Genomic DNA, 19,887 nt, shown 5'->3' on the forward strand with positions numbered 1-19,887 from the left:
CCTGAAGAATCGCACTTCCGGCGCGGCGATTGCTCGTGCCGGCGGATCTTCTCCCGGGGGCACCGTGCGCGATGTGCGCGGTTGCCAGCCGACGAGCCGGGAGGCTTTGAAATACGTCGGACTTCGTGATCCACGTGAAACCCTACTAGACAGAGCTGTCTGGTGCAAGTTGGCGTCGAAAAGCAATAAGCTCTTGGGGGTGAAATGGTTTATAACACTGGCACTTGGGTACGGCGCGGCGCTGGGACTGCAGGAGCGACCCAGCCTGCCGTTTAACAACCCGGATTTCGTGCCAACGCACCCGACGCCGGTGCTGTATATCCATGGGATTAACTCGCGGACGGCGTCGTTCAAGGAGAACGCGAATTACCTGGCTGCCCAAGGTTTTTGGGTGTGGGGATACGACTACGGTGACATGATCGCGCCCGGGTTTTTCGGCGTGGGCGACCTGGATGCGATTGTGGAGGACGTCGCGCAAAACGTGGAGCGCGTGCTGCGTGAAACCGGCGCTACACAGGTGGATATTGTGGCGCACTCCCAAGGCGCGCTGATGACCAAGCTGTTCATCGCTCGCGGTGGGGCGCCCAAAGTGCGGCGCGTGGTGGCCATGGGCGGCAACTTCCACGGCACGGACATGCGGGGCTGGGCTGGCCGCCTAGGGAAGGTGGCGGCACGCTATCCGCGCCTGACGGCACTGCTTGCTTCCGGCGCGTCGCAGCAGCTTGTGGGCTCGGCGTGGCTGAAGCGGTTCGCGGACGTGCCGGATACGGACCCGTCGATCGTGTACACCTCGATCTACTCCCCCAGGGATCATGTGGTGACGCCGAATTCGGCGTCGCAACTGAACGCGGTCGGTGGCGCCGACGTGGTCAACATTGACTCCGGTGCGATTTACGACGGCTACGCGCCGCTCCACTCACTCATGCCACGCAACCCGCTCTACGCTGCACTAACCGCGTGGGGGCTCACCCGTAAAGTGGGCGAGCACACGCCGCCGGCGCTGGAGATCCACTGAGCAACTGAGAAGAACTAGCCACACTTCACAATCGGCACTGGGGTGTACACCGTGGTCTGGGTTTCGCGGGAAAGCTCGTTGCCCGCAAGGTCATAGATCACTCGCGTGTCAGAAGTGGTGAAGCCCGGCGCGCCCGAGGACGGGATACAGCTGCCGCCGGTAACGCGCTGCTCCTGCGGCTGCGTTGTCGCCCAACGCCCACCGTTGAAGGATTCCACGGTGGTGGTTTTCACGCCCATGAGACTGACGGTGACGCTGCCACCGCCAACGTTGGTGACAATCTTGACTGGGTGCGGGGAGTCGTTGCGGAACTGCAGGTCAATGGCACCTTCATACACGGTCGCCTCACGGCCGGCCGGGTAGCGGGAGATGTAGTAGGAGTGCGGGGTGTGCGCCACATCCGTCATCGCCGCGAAGTATGCGGCGTTGTACAAGGTGGTGGCGAACTGGGAGATACCGCCGCCCACCGCGGTATCCGCGCGGCCGTTCAAAATGATGCCCGATTCCACGTACCCCTGCGCCGTGCCGCGTGGGCCGGTGTAGCCGTTCAAGGAGAACGTCTCACCCGGGTTGACCACAGCACCCGAAACGGTCTGCGCCACCAGGGCGATGTTTTGGCCGGATGCGGCGGAGTATCCGCTGGTGGTGAAGCTGCCAACCACTTGGTCGAACGTAGCGTTGGCGGCGTCCTCAGTAGTAAATGTCGCCGGTTCTGGTTTGTAGGTTGCGTCCCATTCACGTGGGGCGCTATCAAGCAACCTGCCCTCAAAACCGTCTAAGGTTTGCTCCCAATCCACCACCAGTCCGTCGATGGATTCCTGCACGCCGCCGCCGGTGAGTACGCGCGCGTTTTGCGCCTCAACCTCCGTCGGCGCGAGCTGCTCACCCAAAATCCCCTGCGCGGCCTCCACGTTGACCTGCGGCTGGATCTTGCCGTCCACCACCGGGAACTGGATGATCTCACCCAGTCGCTCCTGCGGCACCATCGCCGCCACCGCCGGATCATTACTGCGCACCGTCAGCGGCCCGTTCAACGCCGCGCGCACCGGCCCTTGCTCCGCTGCACGCACCGCCGCCTCGTTCACGGCAGGCTCCACGGTCACCGGCTCAACCTCCACCCCTTCCGGTTGTAGCCACTGGGCCTTGATCGCTTCGCTCAGCTTGTTTGCGGCGACGTCCTGCCCCAACACCGGCTCATCCACATTGGCACGCCCACCTTCAATATGGATCGCACCATCAACGGGATCCCGGTGCAGCTCAGCGCTTAAGGTTTCCATGGCGGGGTTGAACTTCGCGTCATCCACCTTCGCCACTGCATCAACCTCACGCTGCGTAAACAAGCCGCGCAGCCTGCTGATCGGGTTGGCGGACTCAACGCCAACGGCGTCAATGGTTGCGTCCCAATCCATCACCAGACCGGCCTGGGCCGGAACGAACTGCGCGGTGGCCTGGTCAGCGCGTACGGAAACGGGGTTCGTTTCAATGTTGCCAAGCTCGTCTTGGAGCTTGCCTTTGGCGCTCTCAGGCTTCATACCCCCAATTGCCACTCCACCAACGGTGGTGCCGCGCGGGACGTTGCCGCGGTTCATCGCCAGGTCCGCCAGGTAGATCGCCAGCAAGACAGCCAGCACGCCGACGAAAATGCCAACGGCAATCTTGCCGCCGCGGCCTTTGCCACGCGACTCGGATTGTGCTTGCACAGTACTCACCCCGTTAAGCGTAGCCAGATACTCGCCGGCTGGAAAAGCCCCCTAATGCAAACGCTCAACGCGCGCGGCTGCCTCGTCCACACGCGCCAGAGGTATTTCCCCGCTCTCCACAGCGGCGACAACCAGGTCGATCGTGGCCGGCAGGTCAGCGCCCGTAGACCATAACGCCTGGTCAGCGCCCGCGGCAATGGCCATCTTCACGGCTTGCGGGGTCGGCGCGAAGTCTAAAAGCCCACGCATGCCGGAGAGGTCATCGGTGACAATCACGCCGTCAAAGGGCACACCACCCGGGTAGTCGCCTTCGCGCAGGATGCGATACGCCTCCGGGTTCAGCGAACTTGGCACACCTACCGGCCCCATGCCGGGGACGATCATGTGTCCCATCATCACGCTGGCATCAGGAAACCGTGCAAGCAGCGGCCCATACGGAAGCATGTCAAGCGCCTTCAACTCCTCCACGGGTGGGGTCACGGCCAGCTGGTGGTGGGTATCCCCAGAGGCCCGGCCGTGGCCCGGGAAGTGCTTAAACGTCGGCGTCACGCCCGCGTCCACCAACCCCTGGGAGAACAACCCGCCAACGCGCACTACCTCCTCCGGCACGGAGTTGAAGGAGCGGTCCCCCACAATGTCCAGGTCAATCACATCAAGGTCCAAAAGCGGGGCGTAATCCACATTGATGCCGTGGTTGCGCAGGGAAACGCCAATGTCATAGCCGGTCCCCTGGATCACCTCCGGCGGGTTGCCAGCCAGCGCGCGCGGCGGCATGAAGCTACCCAGCACCTGCGTGTGGCGCTGGACGCGGCCGCCTTCAAAATCAATCGCTACGGAAAAGGCCCGCGGGTACTGCTCCCGCAGCGCGTTAATGTTACGGCCCGGCTCCGTCAGTAGCGCCGGATCCGCCCAGCTCGGGATGATCAACCCGCCCACGCCCTGGTCCAGTGCCCAGCGCGCCTGGTCGTAATTAGTCACCCCCACCACCATCAAGGAGGCCACCTTCGCCCGCAGGTTTTGCTCGGGCTCTTGCTTTTCGACGGGTGCTTGAACAGGTGCTTGAACTGGTGCGGGTGCTGGGGTGGGCGTTTGGGCGTCGTCAAGCAAAGGCCCCGAACATGCAGCAAGGCAGCACGCAGTGAGCACAGACGTAAGCCGTGCGCGCATGAAACACCTCCCTGGAAACGAAACGTCATTCACTCTACGCAGCCCGCTCACTGGTAGGGTTCAACGCATGCCGCAACCTGCTGAAAACCGCACCATGTCATCCATCTTGGCCAGTGCTGTCATCGGCGTTGTCCTCGGCCTTGTGGGCGTGCTGGGGCTGGCGGGGTTCTCTGGGCAGACGGTGCCAACCGGCCAGGCCGTGCCGGCGGATGACGCGGTGCTCGGCGGCCCGGAGTACGGCTCCCGACAGTAGTGCGCGCCCATATCCTCGGCTGGATCGGGGCGTTCTGCCTCGCATTTTTACAGCCGCCCGGGCAGGTTGCCGCGGACACCAAGCTGGATTTGGTGGTTAACCCGGCACGTTTCTTGGCGCGCGCCACGCATATATATACAGACGAGTTCCCGCTGGGCCAGTTACAAAACCAGGCGTACGGGTACCTGTTTCCGCAGGGTGCGTTCTTTCTGCTGGCGGATTTGGCGCACGTGCCCGCGTGGGTGACGCAGCGTTTGTGGTGGGCGCTGATTATGGGGTTGGCGTTTTCGGGGACGTTGGTGCTGGCGCGCCGAATAGGACTGCCCGCTGGTCTGCCTTCGGTGTTGGCGGCGGTGTTGTACGCGTTATCCCCGCGCATCCTGACCACGCTGACAGCGATCTCTTCGGAGGCCTGGCCGGTGGCACTCGTGCCGTGGACGCTGGTGCCGTTGGTGCAGCGGCGGCCGAACGTGGCGGCGTCTGTAGTCGTGGTGGCGTGCATGGGCGCGGTCAACGCCACCGCCACCATCGCCGCGTGCCTGCCTGCGTTTATTTATCTTCTGTGGCGGGGGCATGTCCGGCGGGCCGCCGGGTTCACGCTCGGGGCGGTGGCGGTGTCCGCCTGGTGGCTCGGGCCGCTGCTTATCCTGGGCCGCTACGCGCCGCCGTTTACAGACTTCATTGAATCCGCAACAGTCACCACCGCCTGGCTGAACCCGGTGGAAATCCTGCGCGGCACCACCTCCTGGGCGCCGTTTGTGGACGCGGAGCGCACCGCAGGCCACCTGCTGGTCACCGAACCCACGTTTGTGCTGGCCACCTGCGCCATCGCGGCCGTCGGTCTGGTTGGCCTGCACCGCCTTCCGCGTGAGTTTGTCGCCATGTTCGCCATCGGTTTCGCGTTGCTTGCGGGTGCGCATTGGGGCATTTCGCTTCTGGACGCCCAACTGGCCCCCTTCCGCAACCTCCACAAATTCGACCCCCTGATCCGTTTGCCGATGGCGCTTGGGGTGGGTGCTGTTGTTGGGGCGTTGGCGGCAAGGGTCAACCGCGCGCAGGTCGCATGCGTGGTGTTGGCGGCGGTGGTGGCTACCTCGCCGGCGTGGTCTCTGCGCCTGTTGCCGGTTGGCACGTGGGCCTCTGGTCCTGCTGGTGGCGTGTCCCAGGATTGGGTGGAGGCTTGCGAGTACATCGATAAGCACGCCGCGGGGACGCGGACGTTGGTGGTGCCGGCGGCCTCGTTCGCCCGCCAGGAGTGGGGGTGGACGCGCGATGAACCGATCCAGGCGCTGTGCAACTCCCCGTTCGTGTTCCGCGACGCAATCCCGCTGGTAGAGCCGGAAGCTATCCGCGGCCTGGACGGCCAGACTGCGGTGGTGGATGAGGAGGCGCTGCGCGCGATCGGCGTGGGCGCAGTCGTGGTGCGTCGCGACCTTGAGCACCAAACCCCCACCCCGTCTTTGGGCGTGCCCACCGCGAACTTTGGTGATGTGGACGTGTTCCTGCTTGACCCTGCGCGCGACATGATGATCACCGCCGATGCGCCTTTGCCTATTAGCGCCGGCGGCGAAGCCCTCCCCTTTATCTGGCGCGAGCTCGGCTACTTTCCAACGGCGCTGACCTCAGACGATGCTGTAATCACTACCGATACCCCGGCCCTGGCCGTGCGTAACTACGGCAGCTTGGACGGCCAGTCGGCACATCTGACCAGTCTGGATGAGGATGGCTCTGTGTACAACCGCGTGAAGGATTACCCCAGTGCGGGCACCCCGGTCGGTGTGGTGATGGAGGGGGGCGGCGTGGAAGCGTCGTCAAACGCCAGCGCTGCACGCTCGGTGACCTCGGCGTTTGACGGGCTGGACGATACCGCCTGGTGGCCTGCCCCGGGCGACCCCACCCCACGCCTGACAATTCGCAGTGACGCCACCACCGCCACCATCACCGCCACCGCAAACACGCAGGTGGTTGTAGACGGCCGCACCGTGTCCCTTGTCGGCGGCGAACCGCGCGAGGTAGCCAAACACGACACGGTCATGGAGCTCGAACTGACCGAACCGGTGGGCATTACGCAGGTAGACGCCGGTGTTACGCGCATTGTGGAGCTACCCGCAACCGACGCCCGCACGCTTGTCTTCCAGCGCCACTTCCCCGCCACGGACGTGATCCAGCGCCGCTTCACCACCACCACGGACGCCACGTGGCAACTGACCGCGCGCGCCACCATCAACGGCACTGAGCATTCCCCCGGCCCAGTCCACCTGCCCGCCGGCACACACGAGCTGACCAGCCGCGCGAAGGTGGTCATGCTCACCCAACCCTTGGCGCTGCCCACCTGGTCGCCCTTCGACGGCACGATTGATGCGGCCGATACCGAACGCATCATCATCACAACCCGCGGGTTCAACTCGGGGTTGCGCGCAAGCGCAGGCACCCATGAGCTTGAGCCTTTGCTTATCGACGCCTCCACGCAAGCCTTTATCGTCCCACCCGGCGTATCAGGCGAATTCCACATGTGGCACGCGGGCGATGTGGCGTACCGTGCAAGTTTGGCCTTCGGCGGGGCGTTGTCACTGCTGACGGTGGCGGCGTGTCTGTGGGTGCCGTGGCGCCGCTCGGGGCCAGCGCCACGTGCGCTGGCGCGCCCAATTGCCGGCGCGGCGGTGCTGGCTGCGAACCCGCTAGTCGGTGCGGCGGCGTTGGCAACCGCCTGGGTGGTTGAGCGCTTCACCTTGATCCGCGGCAGCTGGCTAGCGTTTGGCGCGATGTTGGTCGCCGGACTGTGGCTGGCGCGCGCACCGTGGCCTGCGGAAAACTACGCGGGCGACAGCCTCTTGCTCACCTTCGCCGGATGCTTGGCCATCGCGGCGGCCGCGGGACGCTCCACCAGCTCGTACGAGGCGTACGACACCACCAGCGACCCCGCAGTAGTAAACACCCACACCGGTACGAAGTGGCCGCTGAACCAGGGCACGCCAATTACCGGGAAGGCGAAGTAGAGCACCGCCACGTGCCACAAAAACAGCGAGTATGACCAGCGGCCCAACGTGCGCATGGGGTGGCTGGCAAGCACACTTTGCGCCCCGGCTTCCGGCCCGGCTAGCGCATACGGGCCAACGATGAACGCGGCGAAGAACGTCCCCAAAATCACCCGCACGTTGAACTCTGCAGGTGTTGGGTGTGTCAGCCCAGCGGGACCTGCAAGACCCGCCAGGTACGCGATGGCTGCGGCGGCCAGCAACCAGGGCCAGCGCGGCCCGCGCCAGCGCACGCCGAGGCGCTCCAGCTCCGCCAAGACCAGGCCCACCGCGAACCACGGAGCGTACGACGGCGGCCACGTCTGCTGGTCCACCAGCCACGGCCACGCCAACCCAAACGGCACGGCAATCAGCAGCGCAAGCTGACGGCCGCGCTCCCCCAACGCCATGTATGCGGGAAGCACCAGGTAGAACGCCACCTCCACGCACAGGGACCACAGTTGCGTCAGCCCCTCGATAAGCCCGTCGGGCACGTAGACCTGCAGCAAAAAAACATTGGCCAGCACCTGTTGGAGGCTCACGTTGGTCAGCGGCGGCAGGGCGACAAGGACCACGGCCACGCAGGTGAGGTAGGCCGGGGCGAGACGGACGAGGCGTCGATAGTAATAGCCCTTTGCCACCCACTGACCGCGAGAGAGCAGGAAAGCCGAAAGTGCGAAAAACACCGCGACGAAGTAATCAAAGCGCTCCACAAACGTGGACGTCAGCCCGGTCTGGAAGGCCACATGCGTGGTCAAAATGCCAAGGGCAGCGAGGCCGCGCAGGCCATCAAGCTGGGGCAGCACTGGAGATACGTTAGGGTTTGCGATGTGGCCATTGTAGGAAACGCCCGCCACTTCAACCCCGTAGTGGCCTACGGTGCCGCCCTTGTTGTTGCGGTGACGTGGCCGTTTCTCATGCCCGGCCAGGCGTTTGCGCTGCGCGACATGCTGGTGTTCGACGGCATGTACCTCACCCGCGCCTCCCTCGGCTACGGCGATCTGCCGGCGCGCAACGTGCCGCAGGATGCGCTACTAGCCATCGTTCCAGACCCGGTACTGGCGCTGCGCGTGATTATGGTTGCCGCGGCCACGTGCGCCGCGGTGAGCGCCTACCGGCTGGGTCGCAGCCCTTTTGGCAAGGCCGCGGCGATGACGGTGCTGCTGTGGAACCCGTTTGTGGTCGAACGCCTCTTGCAGGGCCAGTGGTCCTTGGTTGTCGCGGCGTGGCTGTTGCCTGCGGTGTTTTGCGCGCCGGTGCCGCTGCGGGTGCTTGCGCATTGGTTGGCGTCGTTGACGCCTACGGGCGCGCTTGCGGCGGCGGCGTTTTCGCGCGGGTGGCGCGGTGTGTTGGTTTCTGTGGTGACGTGCGCGCCGTGGGTTGTGGCCAGCGTTGCCGCAGGTAGCGGTGGTACATCTTCGGCGGCGGCGGTGCAGGCCTTCGCCCCGCGCGCGGAGGCGTTCGTAGGCACGCTGGGTTCTCTAATGGGCCTTGGCGGGATCTGGAACGGTGCGGCGGTGCCGTGGTCGCGCGAGGTTGGCTTTGCGCTGTTTGGCCTGTTCTTGTTGCCGCTGTTGGCGCTCGGCTGGCGCGGTGTTCCGCGTCGCTGGCTGTGGCTTGCTGCCCTGGGTGCGGCCATCCCGCTCGCCGCCTGGGCCGGGCTGACTGCTCCGGTTGTGCAGCACATGCCCGGGGGCGGGTTGCTTCGCGACTCCACCAAGTTCCTCCTCCTCACCCTCCCCGCCTGCACCGCCGCCGCGGGCCACCTCAGCGGCAGGTGTGCCGCCGCCGCTCTGGGTGTTGCATTCCTGCAGGTCCCGGACGCATCACTCGCCTTGTCCGCCCTGGCACCCACCACGGTTGCCGTACCTGCGGTTGATCACAAGGGCCGCGACATCTTCTTCGAAAACGCGCCGACGCTTCTGCTTACCGACGCCCACACGCCCACCCTCAACCCCACCCCCAAAGCCATGAACGTGGTGGAATCCGGCGCACTTTCAGTCGACGGCGTGGAGGTAGATCCGCCATCGGCGCGTTGGGTGGCGGCTTCTGATGCTGTTGGCTCTGGTGGGGCCGCTGGGCCTGGTGGGTCCGTGGATTTGCTTCGGGACCTCGGCGTTGGGCTCGTGGTGCTCGAGGACGGATCCGTGCTGGATACGGGGGCTCCCGCGCGTGGTTTGCCGCCGCTTGGGGTAGCACTTTTTGCGTTGTGGTGCGCGGTTCCGCTGCTCGGAATCACGAAACGTGACCAAGATCACATTTCAAACCACTTCTCCCCTGACCTGCACATTTAGCGATATTAGTTGAGCTTCACCCATTAATGGCGGCCGCCAATCGTGGACACCCTTGCATGATTCGTGCCACATGCTTAAAGTGAACTGCAGGTTAACAAATGGTTACGAGAGGAGGCCCCCAGGATGCCACATAGGCACCACGCAACATCTGCAATCACAACTGACAACTTTTCGGCCTCACATACCGCCGTACATACACGAGACGCGTAACCGCACAACTCATCTGAAAGGAACTAGAACAATGCGTAGCTTCAAGGACATCAACAACATCGACTTCTCCATCGTTCGCGAGCGCGCCCTGCGCAATATCCGCGAAGACCTGATCGCTGAGTGGTCGGATCGTTTCGACGCCATGGAGATCAACGACGCTTTCGACGCCGTCCTCCGCTCCCGCCGCGCCGGCGCCAAGGTTGAAGACTTCCTGCCGGTCCTGGTGGAGAAGGAAATGAAGAACCGCCTGTACGCAGGCGAGCTCTTCCCGGCCTCCGCGTAGGACTTCACGCGCAAAATTTCATAGCGAAAAATGTCTGCTAGTGGGACGTGACGTCTCACTAGCAGACATTTTTTATGGCCCTCTATCCCCGCAGGTCGGTTGTTGAGACAAATCGTCGAAAATGCGTTGTGTGCTAGGAGCCCACATGCGCCACTAGCAGATAAACGTTATGTCAAGCTAGGGCCGGTGCAGGGCAAGGCCAAGGGCAGAACGGGAGCAGGGCAAAGCCAAGGCCAGGACAAAAGCTGCTAGGCTTTTAAACCATGTCGGTAGCTTGCACGAGCTGCCTGCAAAAACTCAGCGAACGCCAAGAACCCCGCCACTGCCTGGGTTATGGCAGCTCTATGGCGCCCTGTGGCTACACAGTAGGGCCGGGCAGTTCAACTCTGCCCACAGCACAGTTTTGTAGCCTGCACAACGCACATGGGCATAGATCCTCACAAGGGGTCAGCATTGATTACCAGTTACTACCGCGGCGTTGGGGGTTTGAAGCAGCAGTTTCGTGCAGGTGAGGGTTGGGAACGGGGACATAAACACAGAAGGAGAACCAGCATGTTGCTTGCAGAAGCACTCGCCCGCCGCGCTGAGGCGCAGGATCGTCTCAACGCGCTGACGCAGCGCCTGACGGAGGGCGCGCTGATCCAGGAAGGCGACACGCCTGCTGAGGATCCGACTGCCATGCTCAATGAGGCCTCGGAACTCCTGCAGGAGATTGAGACGCTGGTGCGTCGCATTAACCACACCAACTCGCAAACCCCGTTTGAGGGGGCGACGTTGACGGATGCGATTGCGCGCAGAGACGCATTGCTGCGCGCCCGCCGCCTGTACTCGCACGTGGCGGACGCCGGCTCTGCTCGCCAGAACCGTTACTCCCGTTCGGAGGTGCGCTACGTCCCCACCGTGGACGTTGCGCAACTGCGCGCCATGGCAGACACGGCGTCTGCCGAATACCGCCAGCTAGACACCAAGATTCAGCAGCTGAATTGGTCTACCCAGCTCATTTAGCCAGCTCATTTAGCTGAGTCCGCGACAACCTCTTCGAGCACCTGCTCGAACCGGCGCCCCGTCTCCTCCCAGGAGAACCGGCCAGCCCACAAACGAGCGGCCTCGCCATAATCGCCGCGCATGGTCTCAATGACGGCGTCGGTAAAAGACTCGCCATCAGCAACAAGGCGGCCCGTCACGCCGTCCACGATGGAGTCGCGTACGCCGCCGGCGGAGGAAAACGCCACCGTCGGCACGCCGTGCTGCGCGGCCTCAATCACCGCAATCCCCCAGCCTTCCTTCCGTGAGGGCAGCAGGTGCACCGCGGCGCGCTCCAGCAGCGCATGTTTGTGTTCCTCGGACACGTGCCCGTGGAACACCACCTTGTCCGGGCCCAGGCCGCGGCTTCGCGCGTATTCACGCAGCTTGTCGTCCCACCAGCCGGAGCCCACTACATCCAGCACCGCCCCCTCAATCGCGGCGACGGCATCAATCGCCAGCTCAATGCGCTTGTGCGGGACGAGGCGGGAGACGGTGATGAGGTGCACGTTGGCGTCGTCAAGCAGGGAAATGCCCCTCGCCACCGGATCCACCCCGTTTTCCACAATGTCAATCGGCTCAGTCACACCGAGTGAGAGCAGTTCGCTTTTCGACGCCTCCGAGACCGTCACATACCTCGCCCCGCGATATATCCGCGGCGCGATCTTGGACTCCAAAAACCAGCCGAAGCGACCAATAACCGGACCTGCCACCGGCCATTGTTCGCGGTGGCAATGGTGCGTGAGCAGCACCGTTGGGCGGAAAAACAGGCGGGCGAAAAACGGGATGCCGTTTTGGGTATCCACCACCACGTCCGGCCGGTTGTGCAGAATCGACAGTGGCGCCAGCACGTAGACGCCGTACTTGCCGCCTGCGCGCTCATACCGCACCCCGTTTTTGGTGGAACGCCGCGGCGCATCGGTGTGCTTCGCGGTGCGGTAAATCACCTCGTGACCCTGCGCCGCCAGGTACTCGCCGACGCGCTCAAGGTAGCGCTCCGAACCACCGCCTTGCGGGTGGGTGGAATCGCGCCAGCACATCAGCAGTATCTTCATCGGTATGTACCGTACCCGCAGACTAGCCACGCTTCGACGTTCGCTGCGCCTGCTGCGCTCCTTCACTTACGAACAGTTCCGCCCACGGATCTTCTACGAAGGGTTGGCGCGCGATACGCATGTGCTTCTTAGCGCCCTCACGCAGGACCTGACCAACCGCAGTTTGGCGGGCCAACGCGTGCTGGATGTGGGTGGCGGGCCGGGGTATTTCGCCGACGTATTTTCGGATACCCAGTACGTAAGCCTTGAGCCGGACGTGTCAGAGATGAGCGCTGCCGGCATCAGCGGCTACGGCGCCGTGCGTGGCGACGCGCTTGCACTGCCCTTTGCGGACAACACCTTCGACATCACGTTTTCCTCCAACGTGGCCGAACACATCCCCGACTGGCAGGCCATGGCGCGCGAGATGCAGCGCGTGACCCGCCCCGGCGGCCTTGTCGTTGTGAGCTACACGGTGTGGCTCGGACCGTTCGGCGGCCACGAGACCGGCGTGTGGCCGCATTACGTCGGCGGGGAGTTTGCGCGGCGCAGGTACACGAGGGTCCACGGGCACGAGCCGAAGAACCGCTTCGGCGAAACCCTCTTCGCCGTCTCCGCCGCCGAGGGCCTGCGCTGGGCCGAGTCCACCGGCCAGCTTGCCTTCGCGTTTCCCCGCTACCACCCGTGGTGGGCGTGGTGGCTCACTCGCGTGCCGCTGCTTCGGGAGTTCGCCGTTTCCAACCTTGTGCTTGTGTTGAGGAAGGGTTAGCCCAAGGGGTTGAACAACAAAATGCCCGCCTCACGGCGGGCATCCTGCAAAATTAACAACAGATCTTGTCTGAAGTTTTCCGCTACTAAAGCTACATGACTAAATCTGCTCTAGTCAAGCATTTTCAGCAGCTCCTGACACGAAACCACTACGCCTGGCCGGTGGACTCCAGCCACTCGCGGGTCGCCTTGTTGGCGGCCTTCACGCGGTCGCCCAGGCGGCCGAGCTCCTCGAAGATCTCCTTCGGCACACGCGCGCCGAGCTCCTCGAAGTACTCGTGAGCCTCCTCGACGTCGTTCTTCCACAGGTCAGGACCTGCGTAGAGGGCCTCCTGCACATCCTCGAACGGGATGTCCAGGCCGGTGAGGTCGATGTCCTCTGCACGAGCGGTCAGGCCAGCGACGGTCTCGTTGCCGCCAACGCGGCCTTCGATGCGGTCCACGATCCACTTGAGCACGCGGGAGTTGTCGCCGAAGCCCGGCCAGAGGAAGCGGCCGTCATCACCACGGCGGAACCAGTTGACCAGGAACACGGCCGGCATGCGGTCGCCGCCCTTGGCGCCCATGTCGATCCAGTGCTGCAGGTAGTCGCCCACGTTGTAGCCAATGAACGGCAGCATCGCCATCGGGTCGTGGCGCAGGGAGCCAACCTTGGCCTCAGCAGATGCTGCGGTCTGGCCGGAGGAGAGCATCGCACCGATCAGGGTGCCATGGTTCCAGTTGTGTGCCTGGGTAACCAGCGGGACGGTGTCCGGGCGGCGGCCGCCGAACAGGATCGCGTCAATCTTCACACCAGCCGGGTCGTTGTACTCCGGTGCAGCGGTCGGGCACTGCTCAATTGCCACGCAGTAGCGGGAGTTCGGGTGCGCGGCCTTGCGCTCATCATCCGGCGTCCAGTCGTTGCCGCGCCAGTCAATGAGGTGCTCCGGTGCGTCGCCGTCCATGCCTTCCCACCACACGTCACCGTCATCAGTCAGGGCGACGTTGGTGAACAGGGTGTTGCCCGGCTCCATGGTGCGCATGGCGATCGGGTTGGAAGCGTAGTTGGTGCCCGGCGCGACGCCGAAGAAACCGTTCTCCGGGTTGACGGCGTACAGGCCGTCCTCACGCAGGTGCAGCCACGCAATGTCATCGCCGACAACCTCGGCCTTCCAGCCTTCCAAGGTTGGGGTGATCATGGCCAGGTTGGTCTTGCCACATGCGGACGGGAATGCGCCGGTGACGTGGTAAACCTTGCCCTCTGGGGAGGTCAGCTTCAGGATGAGCATGTGCTCCGCCATCCAGCCTTCTTCCTTGCCCATGACGGATGCGATACGCAGCGCGTAGCACTTCTTAGCCAAAATGGCGTTGCCGCCGTAGCCGGAGCCGTAGGACCAGATCTCCTTGGTTTCCGGGAACTGGGAGATGTACTTGGTCTCGTTGCACGGCCAAGCAACGTCTTCCTCGCCCGGCTCCAGCGGTGCGCCCACGGAGTGCAGGCAGGGCACGAAGTTGTCGCCCTGGATCTTGTCCAGTGCCTCGGTGCCCATGCGGGTCATGATGCGCATAGACATCACCACGTAGGCAGAGTCAGTCAGCTGCACGCCCAGCTTCGGGTCCGGGTCCGTGATCGGACCCATGCAGAACGGCACGACGTACATCGTGCGGCCCTTCATGGAGCCCTTGAAGTGCTCAAGCATCTCTTCCTTGAGCGCTTCCGGCTTCATCCAGTTGTTGGTTGGGCCCGCGCCTTCCTGCTTCTCGGTGGAGATGAAGGTGCGGGATTCCACACGTGCCACGTCGGACGGGTTGGAGCGAGCGAGGAAGGAATTTGGTCGCTTTTCCTCGTTCAGTTTGATCAGCGTGCCTTTTTCAACCAGCTCGGCGGCGAGGCGGTCCCATTCTTCCTGGGAGCCATCCGCGAACACCACGCGGTCTGGGTTGAACAGTTCCACTGCGTCGTTGATCCAGGCGATCAGTGCCTGGTTGTCCGTAGGTTGCGTGCCTTCCAATCGCTGCACTGCAGTCATGGTTACTCCTTGGCCTTAGTAAGTACAGTCCCTACCTCCCAACACTACAGAGCTTTTGCTTATAGACGCAGACTTTTTCTCTCCCGGCGCGCTTACTTGCACCGATGCACGTCATGTGGACAATTGAGGCAATGAATAAAGAGGCACAAAACATTTCCGAGCTGCCCTCCGGCAGGCCGATGCAAACCCAGTTTGATACCGGGTTGGATTACCCCCGTTTGGGTTCCGTGACGTTTCGCCGCGGCACGCTGACGGATAACCAAGAGGCGTTGTTTGAACAGCACTGGCCGCGGCTGGGCCGCATTTTGGCTGATGAGCTGATTGATGTAGACGCCTGGTTTGGCCGCTCCGGCCACCCCACGGTTGTGGAGATCGGCTCCGGCACCGGCACGTCTACCGCGGCGATGGCGCCGCTGGAGGCGGACACCAACGTTATTGCGGTTGAGCTCTACAAGCCGGGTTTGGCCAAGCTCTTGGGCTCGGTTGTGCGTGGTGAGATTGACAACATTCGCATGGTGCGTGGGGACGGCGTTGAGGTGCTTGCCCGCATGATCGCCCCGGAGTCTTTGGACGGCGTGCGTATTTTCTTCCCGGATCCGTGGCCGAAGGCGCGTCACCACAAGCGTCGGATTATTCAGTCGGGGACGTTGAATTTGATAGCTAGCCGTCTTAAAGCAGGAGGCGTGCTGCACGTAGCTACTGACCACGCGGATTACGCGGAGTGGATCGATGAGCTGGTGAACGTGGAGCCGAGCCTGGAGTACAAGGGCTGGCCGTGGGCGGATGCCCCGCTGTTGACGGATCGCCAGGTGATCACCAAGTTTGAGGGCAAGGGCCTGGACAAGGATCATGTGATCCGCGAGTACCTCTGGCAAAAGCGCGATGAGCGCGAAGAGAAGACTGGGGAGAAGTAACCCTAAATGGACCTGCACGACAAAATCCACCCGTACACCCCAGGCGCAGCACCCGGCCCGGCCAGCTACCTGTTGGTGTGGGACGCACCGAACCTAGACATGGGCTTGGGCGCAATCCTGGGTGGCCGCCCAACAGCGTCGCACCGCCCGCGTTTTGACGCTGTTGGTCGTTGGCTGGTTGGTGAGGCCACGCGCCTTGGCGCAGAGCCTGAGGCGACCTTGTTTACCAACGTCTCTCCCGCAAGTGCGGATTCGGTCCGCCCCTGGGTTGAGGCGCTGCGCAACGTGGGTTTTGCCGTGTTTGCCAAGCCGAAGGACGGCGAGGATTCTGATGTGGACCAGGACATGCTGGATCACATTCAACGTCGTGTAGATGAAGGCGTGCTGCGTGGCCTAGTGGTGGCGTCGGCAGACGGCCAGAACTTCCAGGAAGAGATCGAGCGGCTCGCGCAGACCATCCCGGTGACCGTGATCGGGTTCCACGAACACGCTGCGTGGGCGGTCAACTCCGAGCACCTGAAGTTTGTGGATTTGGAAGACATCCCGGGTGTGTTCCGTGAGCCGCTGCCGCGCGTGAACCTGGACAACCTGCCGGTTGGTGGCGCGTGGCTGCAGCCGTTCAGGCCGCTGGCGGCGCTGCTTACCGGCCATGGTGCTTCGGGGGCCGGGCAGTGAATGACGGCATGAGTAACGGTGCATTCGCCCAGTGGGGGCGCGTTGCGTATCGCGGTCGGCGCATCATCCCGGTGATTCTGATCGCGCTGATTGCGTTAGGGCACCTCCTGTTTGGTGCTCATTTGGGCGACCGCCTCTCCCAGGAGGGTTGGGAAGATCCGCGGGCGGATTCCACTACTGCTGCGGTGATTGAGCAGGAGACGTTTGGCCGCGACAATTCCGGCGACGTGATTGTGCTTGTCAGTGCTGCCGATGTGAATGACCCAGCGGTGTTCAATTCGGCGAATGAGCAGATCAGCGCACTGAAGGACCGTCCTGAGGTTGCTGGTATTCGCAGCTACTTCGCCACCCCGAATGCGGCGTTGATGACGCCGGATGGGACGAAAGCGTTTGCGTCGATTGGCCTAAGTGGCGACGGTGAGCAGACGCTGAAGGATTTCCGCTCCCTGTTGCCCGAGCTTGAGGCCATCGAGATCCCCGGCGCCGAGGTACAGATTGCCGGTGCAACCGCCGTTGCAGACGCCTTGGATAAGGGCATGGCCAACGACATCGCGCGTGCAGAAAAAGTTGGCCTGGTTTTCGTGGCGATCATTCTGCTGTTCGTCTTCGGCGGCGTGATCGCGGCGGCGATGCCGCTGATTGTGGGCATTTTGTCCATCATCGGATCCCTGTCACTGTTGGCCGTGCTTGCACAGTTCCAGCAGGTCAACATCTTCTCCCAGTCCATTATCACGCTGCTGGGCCTGGGCCTGGCCATTGATTACGGCCTGTTTATGGTCTCCCGCTTCCGCGAGGAGCTGGATAAGGGACGCACCACCGAAGAAGCCGTGATTGAAACCACCGCCACGGCTGGCAAGACGGTGTTTTTCTCCGCGCTGATGGTGGGTGTGGCGTTGTCGGGTCTGTTCATGTTCCCGCAAGCGTTTTTGAAATCCGTGGCATACGGCGCGATTAGCGCGGTGCTGCTCGCCGCGATCATTTCCGTGACGGTGCTGCCTGCCATGTTCGGCATGCTGGGGCCGAAGATTGATAAGTGGGCGGTGCGTCGCAACAACACCAAACCGCATCGCTTGTGGACGTCTATGCCGTCTTGGGCCATGCGCCACGCCAAATCCACCACGACCGGTGTCACGGCGCTGTTGCTGTTGATCACGGTGCCGATTGTCACCATCACGTTCGGCGGCATCAATGAGTCCTACCTGCCGCCGCAGCAGGAGACCCGCCAAGCGCAGGACGCGTTCAACGAGGCCTTCCCGGCGTACCGCACCGACCCGGTCAAGCTGGTGATCTCCGGTGCGGACAACCAGCAGCTGGGCGCGATCATGCAGCAGGCTCGCCAGGTTGAGGGCTTTGCCACCCCGCTGGCACCTTCGCGCCCGACGACGGACGGCGTGAACGTACTTTCCGCTCCCCTGGCAGACCGCAACGGCGGCCAAGAGGTCATCGACCAGCTGCGCGCCATTGACACCCCGGAGGGCGTAGACGTCTACATTGCGGGTACCCCGGCCATGGAGGTCGAATCCATCGAGGCGCTGCTGGAACGCCTGCCGTGGATGGCGCTCTACATGATCCTGGCCACGTTCCTGTTGATGGCTATCGTGTTCCGTTCAATGATCCTGCCGGCGAAGGCCGTGATCATGAACGTGCTCGGCATCGGCGCAACGCTTGGCTTCCTCACCCTGGTCTTTGTCCAAGGCGTGGGCTCCGGCCTGCTCAACTTCACACCCGGCCCGCTGATGAGCCCGGTGCTGGTGCTGATCATCTCCATCCTCTACGGCCTATCCACGGACTATGAGGTGTTCTTGGTCTCCCGCATGGTGGAGGCACGCCACAAGGGAGCAGATACGGACACGGCAATTAAGGACGGCACCGCCCATACCGGCGGCATCATCACCGCAGCAGCCGCCATCATGATCGTGGTTGCCGCGGCTTTTGCGGCCAGCGACATCGTGATGATGAAGTACATCGCCTACGGCATGATCTTCTCGCTGGCGCTCGACGCCACGATCATCCGCCTGCTGCTTGTACCCGCGGTGATGCATTTGCTTGGAGAGGACAATTGGTGGATGTTCGGCAAAGCGTCGGCAAGCAAAAGCTCCCGCCCGGAGGGCGAAATCCCGATTGAGGAGACGGTGGTGGACACGCAGCCCTACCGCAGCGGGGTGAGCGTGGATGAAGATTCCCAGCTCGTGCCGTTTTCGCAGCTGATGCGCGATCTGCAAGAGCGTGAACGTTAAAACCTGGCTGCGCTGGCTCGCACCACTTGCGGTGTTGGTGCTGGTCCTGGTGGTGTTCCGGGACCGGATGCCGTTTCTGGGCCAGGCGTGGGAGCTGGCCCGGCACGCGGACACCGGGTTTTTGTTTGGCGCGGCGCTGAGCGCGAACCTGGCCATGTTTGCCATGTCTGCGGTCATGCAGATCCTGGTCAACGTAGACCGGCGCGTGGCCAACCCGGTGAACACCAACGCGATTGTGTACGCCTCGAATGCCTGGTCAACCTCGGTGCCGGGCGGGCCGGCGATCTCTGCGTGGCTGACGTATCGGGTGCATCGCTCCTGGGGTGCCTCGACTGGCGTGTGCGGCTGGTTTTTCGTGGTTTCGGGCGCGCTGAGCACCGTGTGGATGGCACTGATTGGCGTGGCTGCGGTGGTGTTTCTCGGCGCGGAGCTCTCGCCTGCCACGCTCGGCTTGAGCCTCGGCGGCGCGGTGGCCATCATGGCGGCGGTGTTCTGGGGGATCATGCACCCCGCGGCGCTGAAACGCTGGACGCCGACGCGCGTACACACGTTGATTGACCAGGTTGCGGCGATTCGCATCTCCCCCGGCTCTTTCGCACTCGCTGCGCTGTTTTCTCTGCTCAATCGGCTTTTGGACGTACTGACGCTCCTCCTCTGCGCCGCCGCCGTCACCGATTCACGCCTCAGCGTCTCCGCGATCTGCCTGGCGTTCATTATGACGAAACTCGCCGGCGCCGCCCAGATCACCCCAGGTGGAGTAGGCACCGTCGAGCCCGTTGCGGTTGCCATGCTGGTGGCCGGGGGCTTTTCGCTTAGCGACGCCACCGCCACCACCCTCATCTACCGCCTCATCTCATTCGCACTGATCACAGCCTTCGGCTGGGTGGTATATGCCACGACCTACGCGCGGATGGGGCTAGGCTTACGGTCATGAAGAACGCCTCCGTCAAGACCCCCACCGCTATTGCCGCTGACTACGTAGCCATCGCAGTCTTCGCGTTGGCAGCACGTGCCGCGCATCAGTCTGAAACCATGCCGTTTAACTTCACCGGCTGGCTATCCACCCTCTGGCCCTTCGCGCTTGGCGTGACGCTGGGCTGGCTGATTGTGCGCGACAACAAGGGCGGCGCCATCTGGGGCATCACCGTGATCACCGGACTGGCAATCTGGGGGATTCGCAACCAGGCGATCCCGCACTGGTCGTTTATCATCGTGGCCACCATCATGTCGGCGCTGCTGATGTTGGGGTGGCGCTTTGTGGCGTCGAAAGTCAAGCCCTAGGGGTTAGAAC

The 19,887-nt window shown here is 63.3% G+C and carries 16 protein-coding genes, 1 pseudogene and 1 riboswitch; of the genes and pseudogenes, 12 read left to right on the plus strand and 5 right to left on the minus strand.

The window, feature by feature from the left end; translation table 11 throughout:
• Positions 1-6 precede the first annotated feature (6 nt).
• A riboswitch (SAM riboswitch) is annotated at positions 7-131 on the minus strand.
• Positions 132-199: 68 nt separating this feature from the next.
• Positions 200-1,015: an alpha/beta fold hydrolase gene (locus HMPREF3104_RS04460; RefSeq protein WP_246816355.1), complete on the plus strand. Its 816-nt coding sequence runs from the start codon at positions 200-202 to the stop codon at positions 1,013-1,015.
• A 14-nt stretch (positions 1,016-1,029) separates the two neighbouring features.
• Here HMPREF3104_RS04460 and HMPREF3104_RS04465 read toward each other — a convergent pair whose 3' ends face one another.
• Positions 1,030-2,604 carry a VanW family protein gene (locus HMPREF3104_RS04465; RefSeq protein ID WP_083278933.1) on the minus strand — a complete coding sequence of 525 codons (1,575 nt, stop codon included), beginning with the start codon at positions 2,602-2,604 and terminating at the stop codon, positions 1,030-1,032.
• A gap of 162 nt (positions 2,605-2,766) precedes the next feature.
• Entirely contained in the window at positions 2,767-3,882 is a 1,116-nt protein-coding gene (locus HMPREF3104_RS04470; protein WP_083278928.1) for a glycoside hydrolase family 3 N-terminal domain-containing protein, read from the minus strand.
• 67 nt (positions 3,883-3,949) lie between these two features.
• Here HMPREF3104_RS04470 and HMPREF3104_RS04475 point away from each other — a divergent pair, with 67 nt between their 5' ends.
• Both HMPREF3104_RS04475 and HMPREF3104_RS12730 read left to right on the plus strand, forming a co-directional pair.
• Positions 3,950-4,135, plus strand: coding sequence for a DUF2613 domain-containing protein (locus HMPREF3104_RS04475; protein ID WP_052205860.1), 186 nt, complete (start codon positions 3,950-3,952; stop codon positions 4,133-4,135).
• Positions 4,135-5,571 (plus strand): annotated as a pseudogene (locus HMPREF3104_RS12730) (alpha-(1->3)-arabinofuranosyltransferase family protein); the annotation flags it as partial. The gene HMPREF3104_RS04475 and the pseudogene HMPREF3104_RS12730, both read left to right, overlap by 1 nt.
• Positions 5,572-6,947: 1,376 nt before the next feature.
• Here the strand turns inward: HMPREF3104_RS12730 and HMPREF3104_RS12580 are convergent.
• Positions 6,948-7,955 carry an acyltransferase family protein gene (locus tag HMPREF3104_RS12580; RefSeq protein ID WP_246816356.1) on the minus strand — a complete coding sequence of 336 codons (1,008 nt, stop codon included), beginning with the start codon at positions 7,953-7,955 and terminating at the stop codon, positions 6,948-6,950.
• Between the two features lie 24 nt (positions 7,956-7,979).
• On the opposite strand from HMPREF3104_RS12580, the gene HMPREF3104_RS04490 reads away from it, so the two are divergent.
• The 3 genes from HMPREF3104_RS04490 (at position 7,980) to HMPREF3104_RS04500 (ending at position 10,941) form a co-directional block, all read left to right on the plus strand.
• Positions 7,980-9,443 (plus strand): MmpA family trehalose lipid delivery protein, encoded by a 1,464-nt coding sequence (locus tag HMPREF3104_RS04490; protein WP_083278929.1) that lies wholly within the window; start codon positions 7,980-7,982, stop codon positions 9,441-9,443.
• Positions 9,444-9,684: 241 nt separating this feature from the next.
• Positions 9,685-9,936 carry a three-helix bundle dimerization domain-containing protein gene (locus HMPREF3104_RS04495; RefSeq protein WP_052205855.1) on the plus strand — a complete coding sequence of 84 codons (252 nt, stop codon included), beginning with the start codon at positions 9,685-9,687 and terminating at the stop codon, positions 9,934-9,936.
• Positions 9,937-10,488: 552 nt separating this feature from the next.
• Positions 10,489-10,941, plus strand: a complete 453-nt coding sequence (locus HMPREF3104_RS04500; protein WP_052205853.1) for a DIP1984 family protein — start codon at positions 10,489-10,491, stop codon at positions 10,939-10,941.
• Between the two features lie 5 nt (positions 10,942-10,946).
• Here the strand turns inward: HMPREF3104_RS04500 and HMPREF3104_RS04505 are convergent, their stop codons facing one another.
• On the minus strand, positions 10,947-12,014 hold the full coding sequence (locus HMPREF3104_RS04505) for a glycosyltransferase family 4 protein (RefSeq protein ID WP_070494562.1): 1,068 nt from the start codon (positions 12,012-12,014) through the stop codon (positions 10,947-10,949).
• A gap of 4 nt (positions 12,015-12,018) precedes the next feature.
• On the opposite strand from HMPREF3104_RS04505, the gene HMPREF3104_RS04510 reads away from it, so the two are divergent.
• Positions 12,019-12,762 (plus strand): class I SAM-dependent methyltransferase, encoded by a 744-nt coding sequence (locus tag HMPREF3104_RS04510; protein WP_070494563.1) that lies wholly within the window; start codon positions 12,019-12,021, stop codon positions 12,760-12,762.
• A gap of 148 nt (positions 12,763-12,910) precedes the next feature.
• Here HMPREF3104_RS04510 and HMPREF3104_RS04515 read toward each other — a convergent pair whose 3' ends face one another.
• On the minus strand, positions 12,911-14,770 hold the full coding sequence (locus HMPREF3104_RS04515; protein WP_070494564.1) for a phosphoenolpyruvate carboxykinase (GTP): 1,860 nt from the start codon (positions 14,768-14,770) through the stop codon (positions 12,911-12,913).
• 131 nt (positions 14,771-14,901) lie between these two features.
• On the opposite strand from HMPREF3104_RS04515, the gene trmB reads away from it, so the two are divergent.
• Genes trmB through HMPREF3104_RS04540 form a run of 5 tightly spaced genes read left to right on the plus strand, consistent with a single transcriptional unit; the run spans position 14,902 to position 19,877 of the window.
• Positions 14,902-15,684 carry a tRNA (guanosine(46)-N7)-methyltransferase TrmB gene (gene trmB / locus HMPREF3104_RS04520; RefSeq protein WP_083278935.1) on the plus strand — a complete coding sequence of 261 codons (783 nt, stop codon included), beginning with the start codon at positions 14,902-14,904 and terminating at the stop codon, positions 15,682-15,684.
• A 6-nt stretch (positions 15,685-15,690) separates the two neighbouring features.
• Entirely contained in the window at positions 15,691-16,359 is a 669-nt protein-coding gene (locus tag HMPREF3104_RS04525; protein ID WP_141738126.1) for a PIN domain-containing protein, read from the plus strand.
• 8 nt (positions 16,360-16,367) lie between these two features.
• Positions 16,368-18,596, plus strand: coding sequence for an MMPL family transporter (locus tag HMPREF3104_RS04530; RefSeq protein WP_070494599.1), 2,229 nt, complete (start codon positions 16,368-16,370; stop codon positions 18,594-18,596).
• A complete protein-coding gene (locus HMPREF3104_RS04535; protein WP_070494565.1) occupies positions 18,586-19,530 on the plus strand; it encodes a lysylphosphatidylglycerol synthase transmembrane domain-containing protein in 945 nt (314 codons plus the stop codon). The genes HMPREF3104_RS04530 and HMPREF3104_RS04535 overlap by 11 nt, the downstream gene beginning before the upstream one ends.
• A complete protein-coding gene (locus tag HMPREF3104_RS04540) occupies positions 19,527-19,877 on the plus strand; it encodes a DUF3054 domain-containing protein (protein ID WP_070494566.1) in 351 nt (116 codons plus the stop codon). The genes HMPREF3104_RS04535 and HMPREF3104_RS04540 overlap by 4 nt, the downstream gene beginning before the upstream one ends.
• Positions 19,878-19,887: the final 10 nt, after the last annotated feature.

The organism is Corynebacterium sp. HMSC30G07, assembly GCF_001806945.1.
Lineage (GTDB): Bacteria > Actinomycetota > Actinomycetes > Mycobacteriales > Mycobacteriaceae > Corynebacterium > Corynebacterium riegelii.

Excerpts from the sequence above, each read along its gene's own strand:
- trmB (WP_083278935.1), top strand. The coding sequence starts at position 14,902 with ATGAATAAAGAGGCACAAAACATTTCCGAGCTGCCCTCCGGCAGGCCG.
- HMPREF3104_RS04525 (WP_141738126.1), top strand. The coding sequence starts at position 15,691 with ATGGACCTGCACGACAAAATCCACCCGTACACCCCAGGCGCAGCACCC.
- HMPREF3104_RS04470 (WP_083278928.1), bottom strand. The coding sequence starts at position 3,882 with ATGCGCGCACGGCTTACGTCTGTGCTCACTGCGTGCTGCCTTGCTGCA.
- HMPREF3104_RS04465 (WP_083278933.1), bottom strand. The coding sequence starts at position 2,604 with ATGAACCGCGGCAACGTCCCGCGCGGCACCACCGTTGGTGGAGTGGCA.
- HMPREF3104_RS04530 (WP_070494599.1), top strand. The coding sequence starts at position 16,368 with ATGAGTAACGGTGCATTCGCCCAGTGGGGGCGCGTTGCGTATCGCGGT.
- HMPREF3104_RS04505 (WP_070494562.1), bottom strand. The coding sequence starts at position 12,014 with ATGAAGATACTGCTGATGTGCTGGCGCGATTCCACCCACCCGCAAGGC.
- HMPREF3104_RS04475 (WP_052205860.1), top strand. The coding sequence starts at position 3,950 with ATGCCGCAACCTGCTGAAAACCGCACCATGTCATCCATCTTGGCCAGT.
- HMPREF3104_RS04515 (WP_070494564.1), bottom strand. The coding sequence starts at position 14,770 with ATGACTGCAGTGCAGCGATTGGAAGGCACGCAACCTACGGACAACCAG.
- HMPREF3104_RS04495 (WP_052205855.1), top strand. The coding sequence starts at position 9,685 with ATGCGTAGCTTCAAGGACATCAACAACATCGACTTCTCCATCGTTCGC.
- HMPREF3104_RS04510 (WP_070494563.1), top strand. The coding sequence starts at position 12,019 with ATGTACCGTACCCGCAGACTAGCCACGCTTCGACGTTCGCTGCGCCTG.
- HMPREF3104_RS04500 (WP_052205853.1), top strand. The coding sequence starts at position 10,489 with ATGTTGCTTGCAGAAGCACTCGCCCGCCGCGCTGAGGCGCAGGATCGT.
- HMPREF3104_RS04540 (WP_070494566.1), top strand. The coding sequence starts at position 19,527 with ATGAAGAACGCCTCCGTCAAGACCCCCACCGCTATTGCCGCTGACTAC.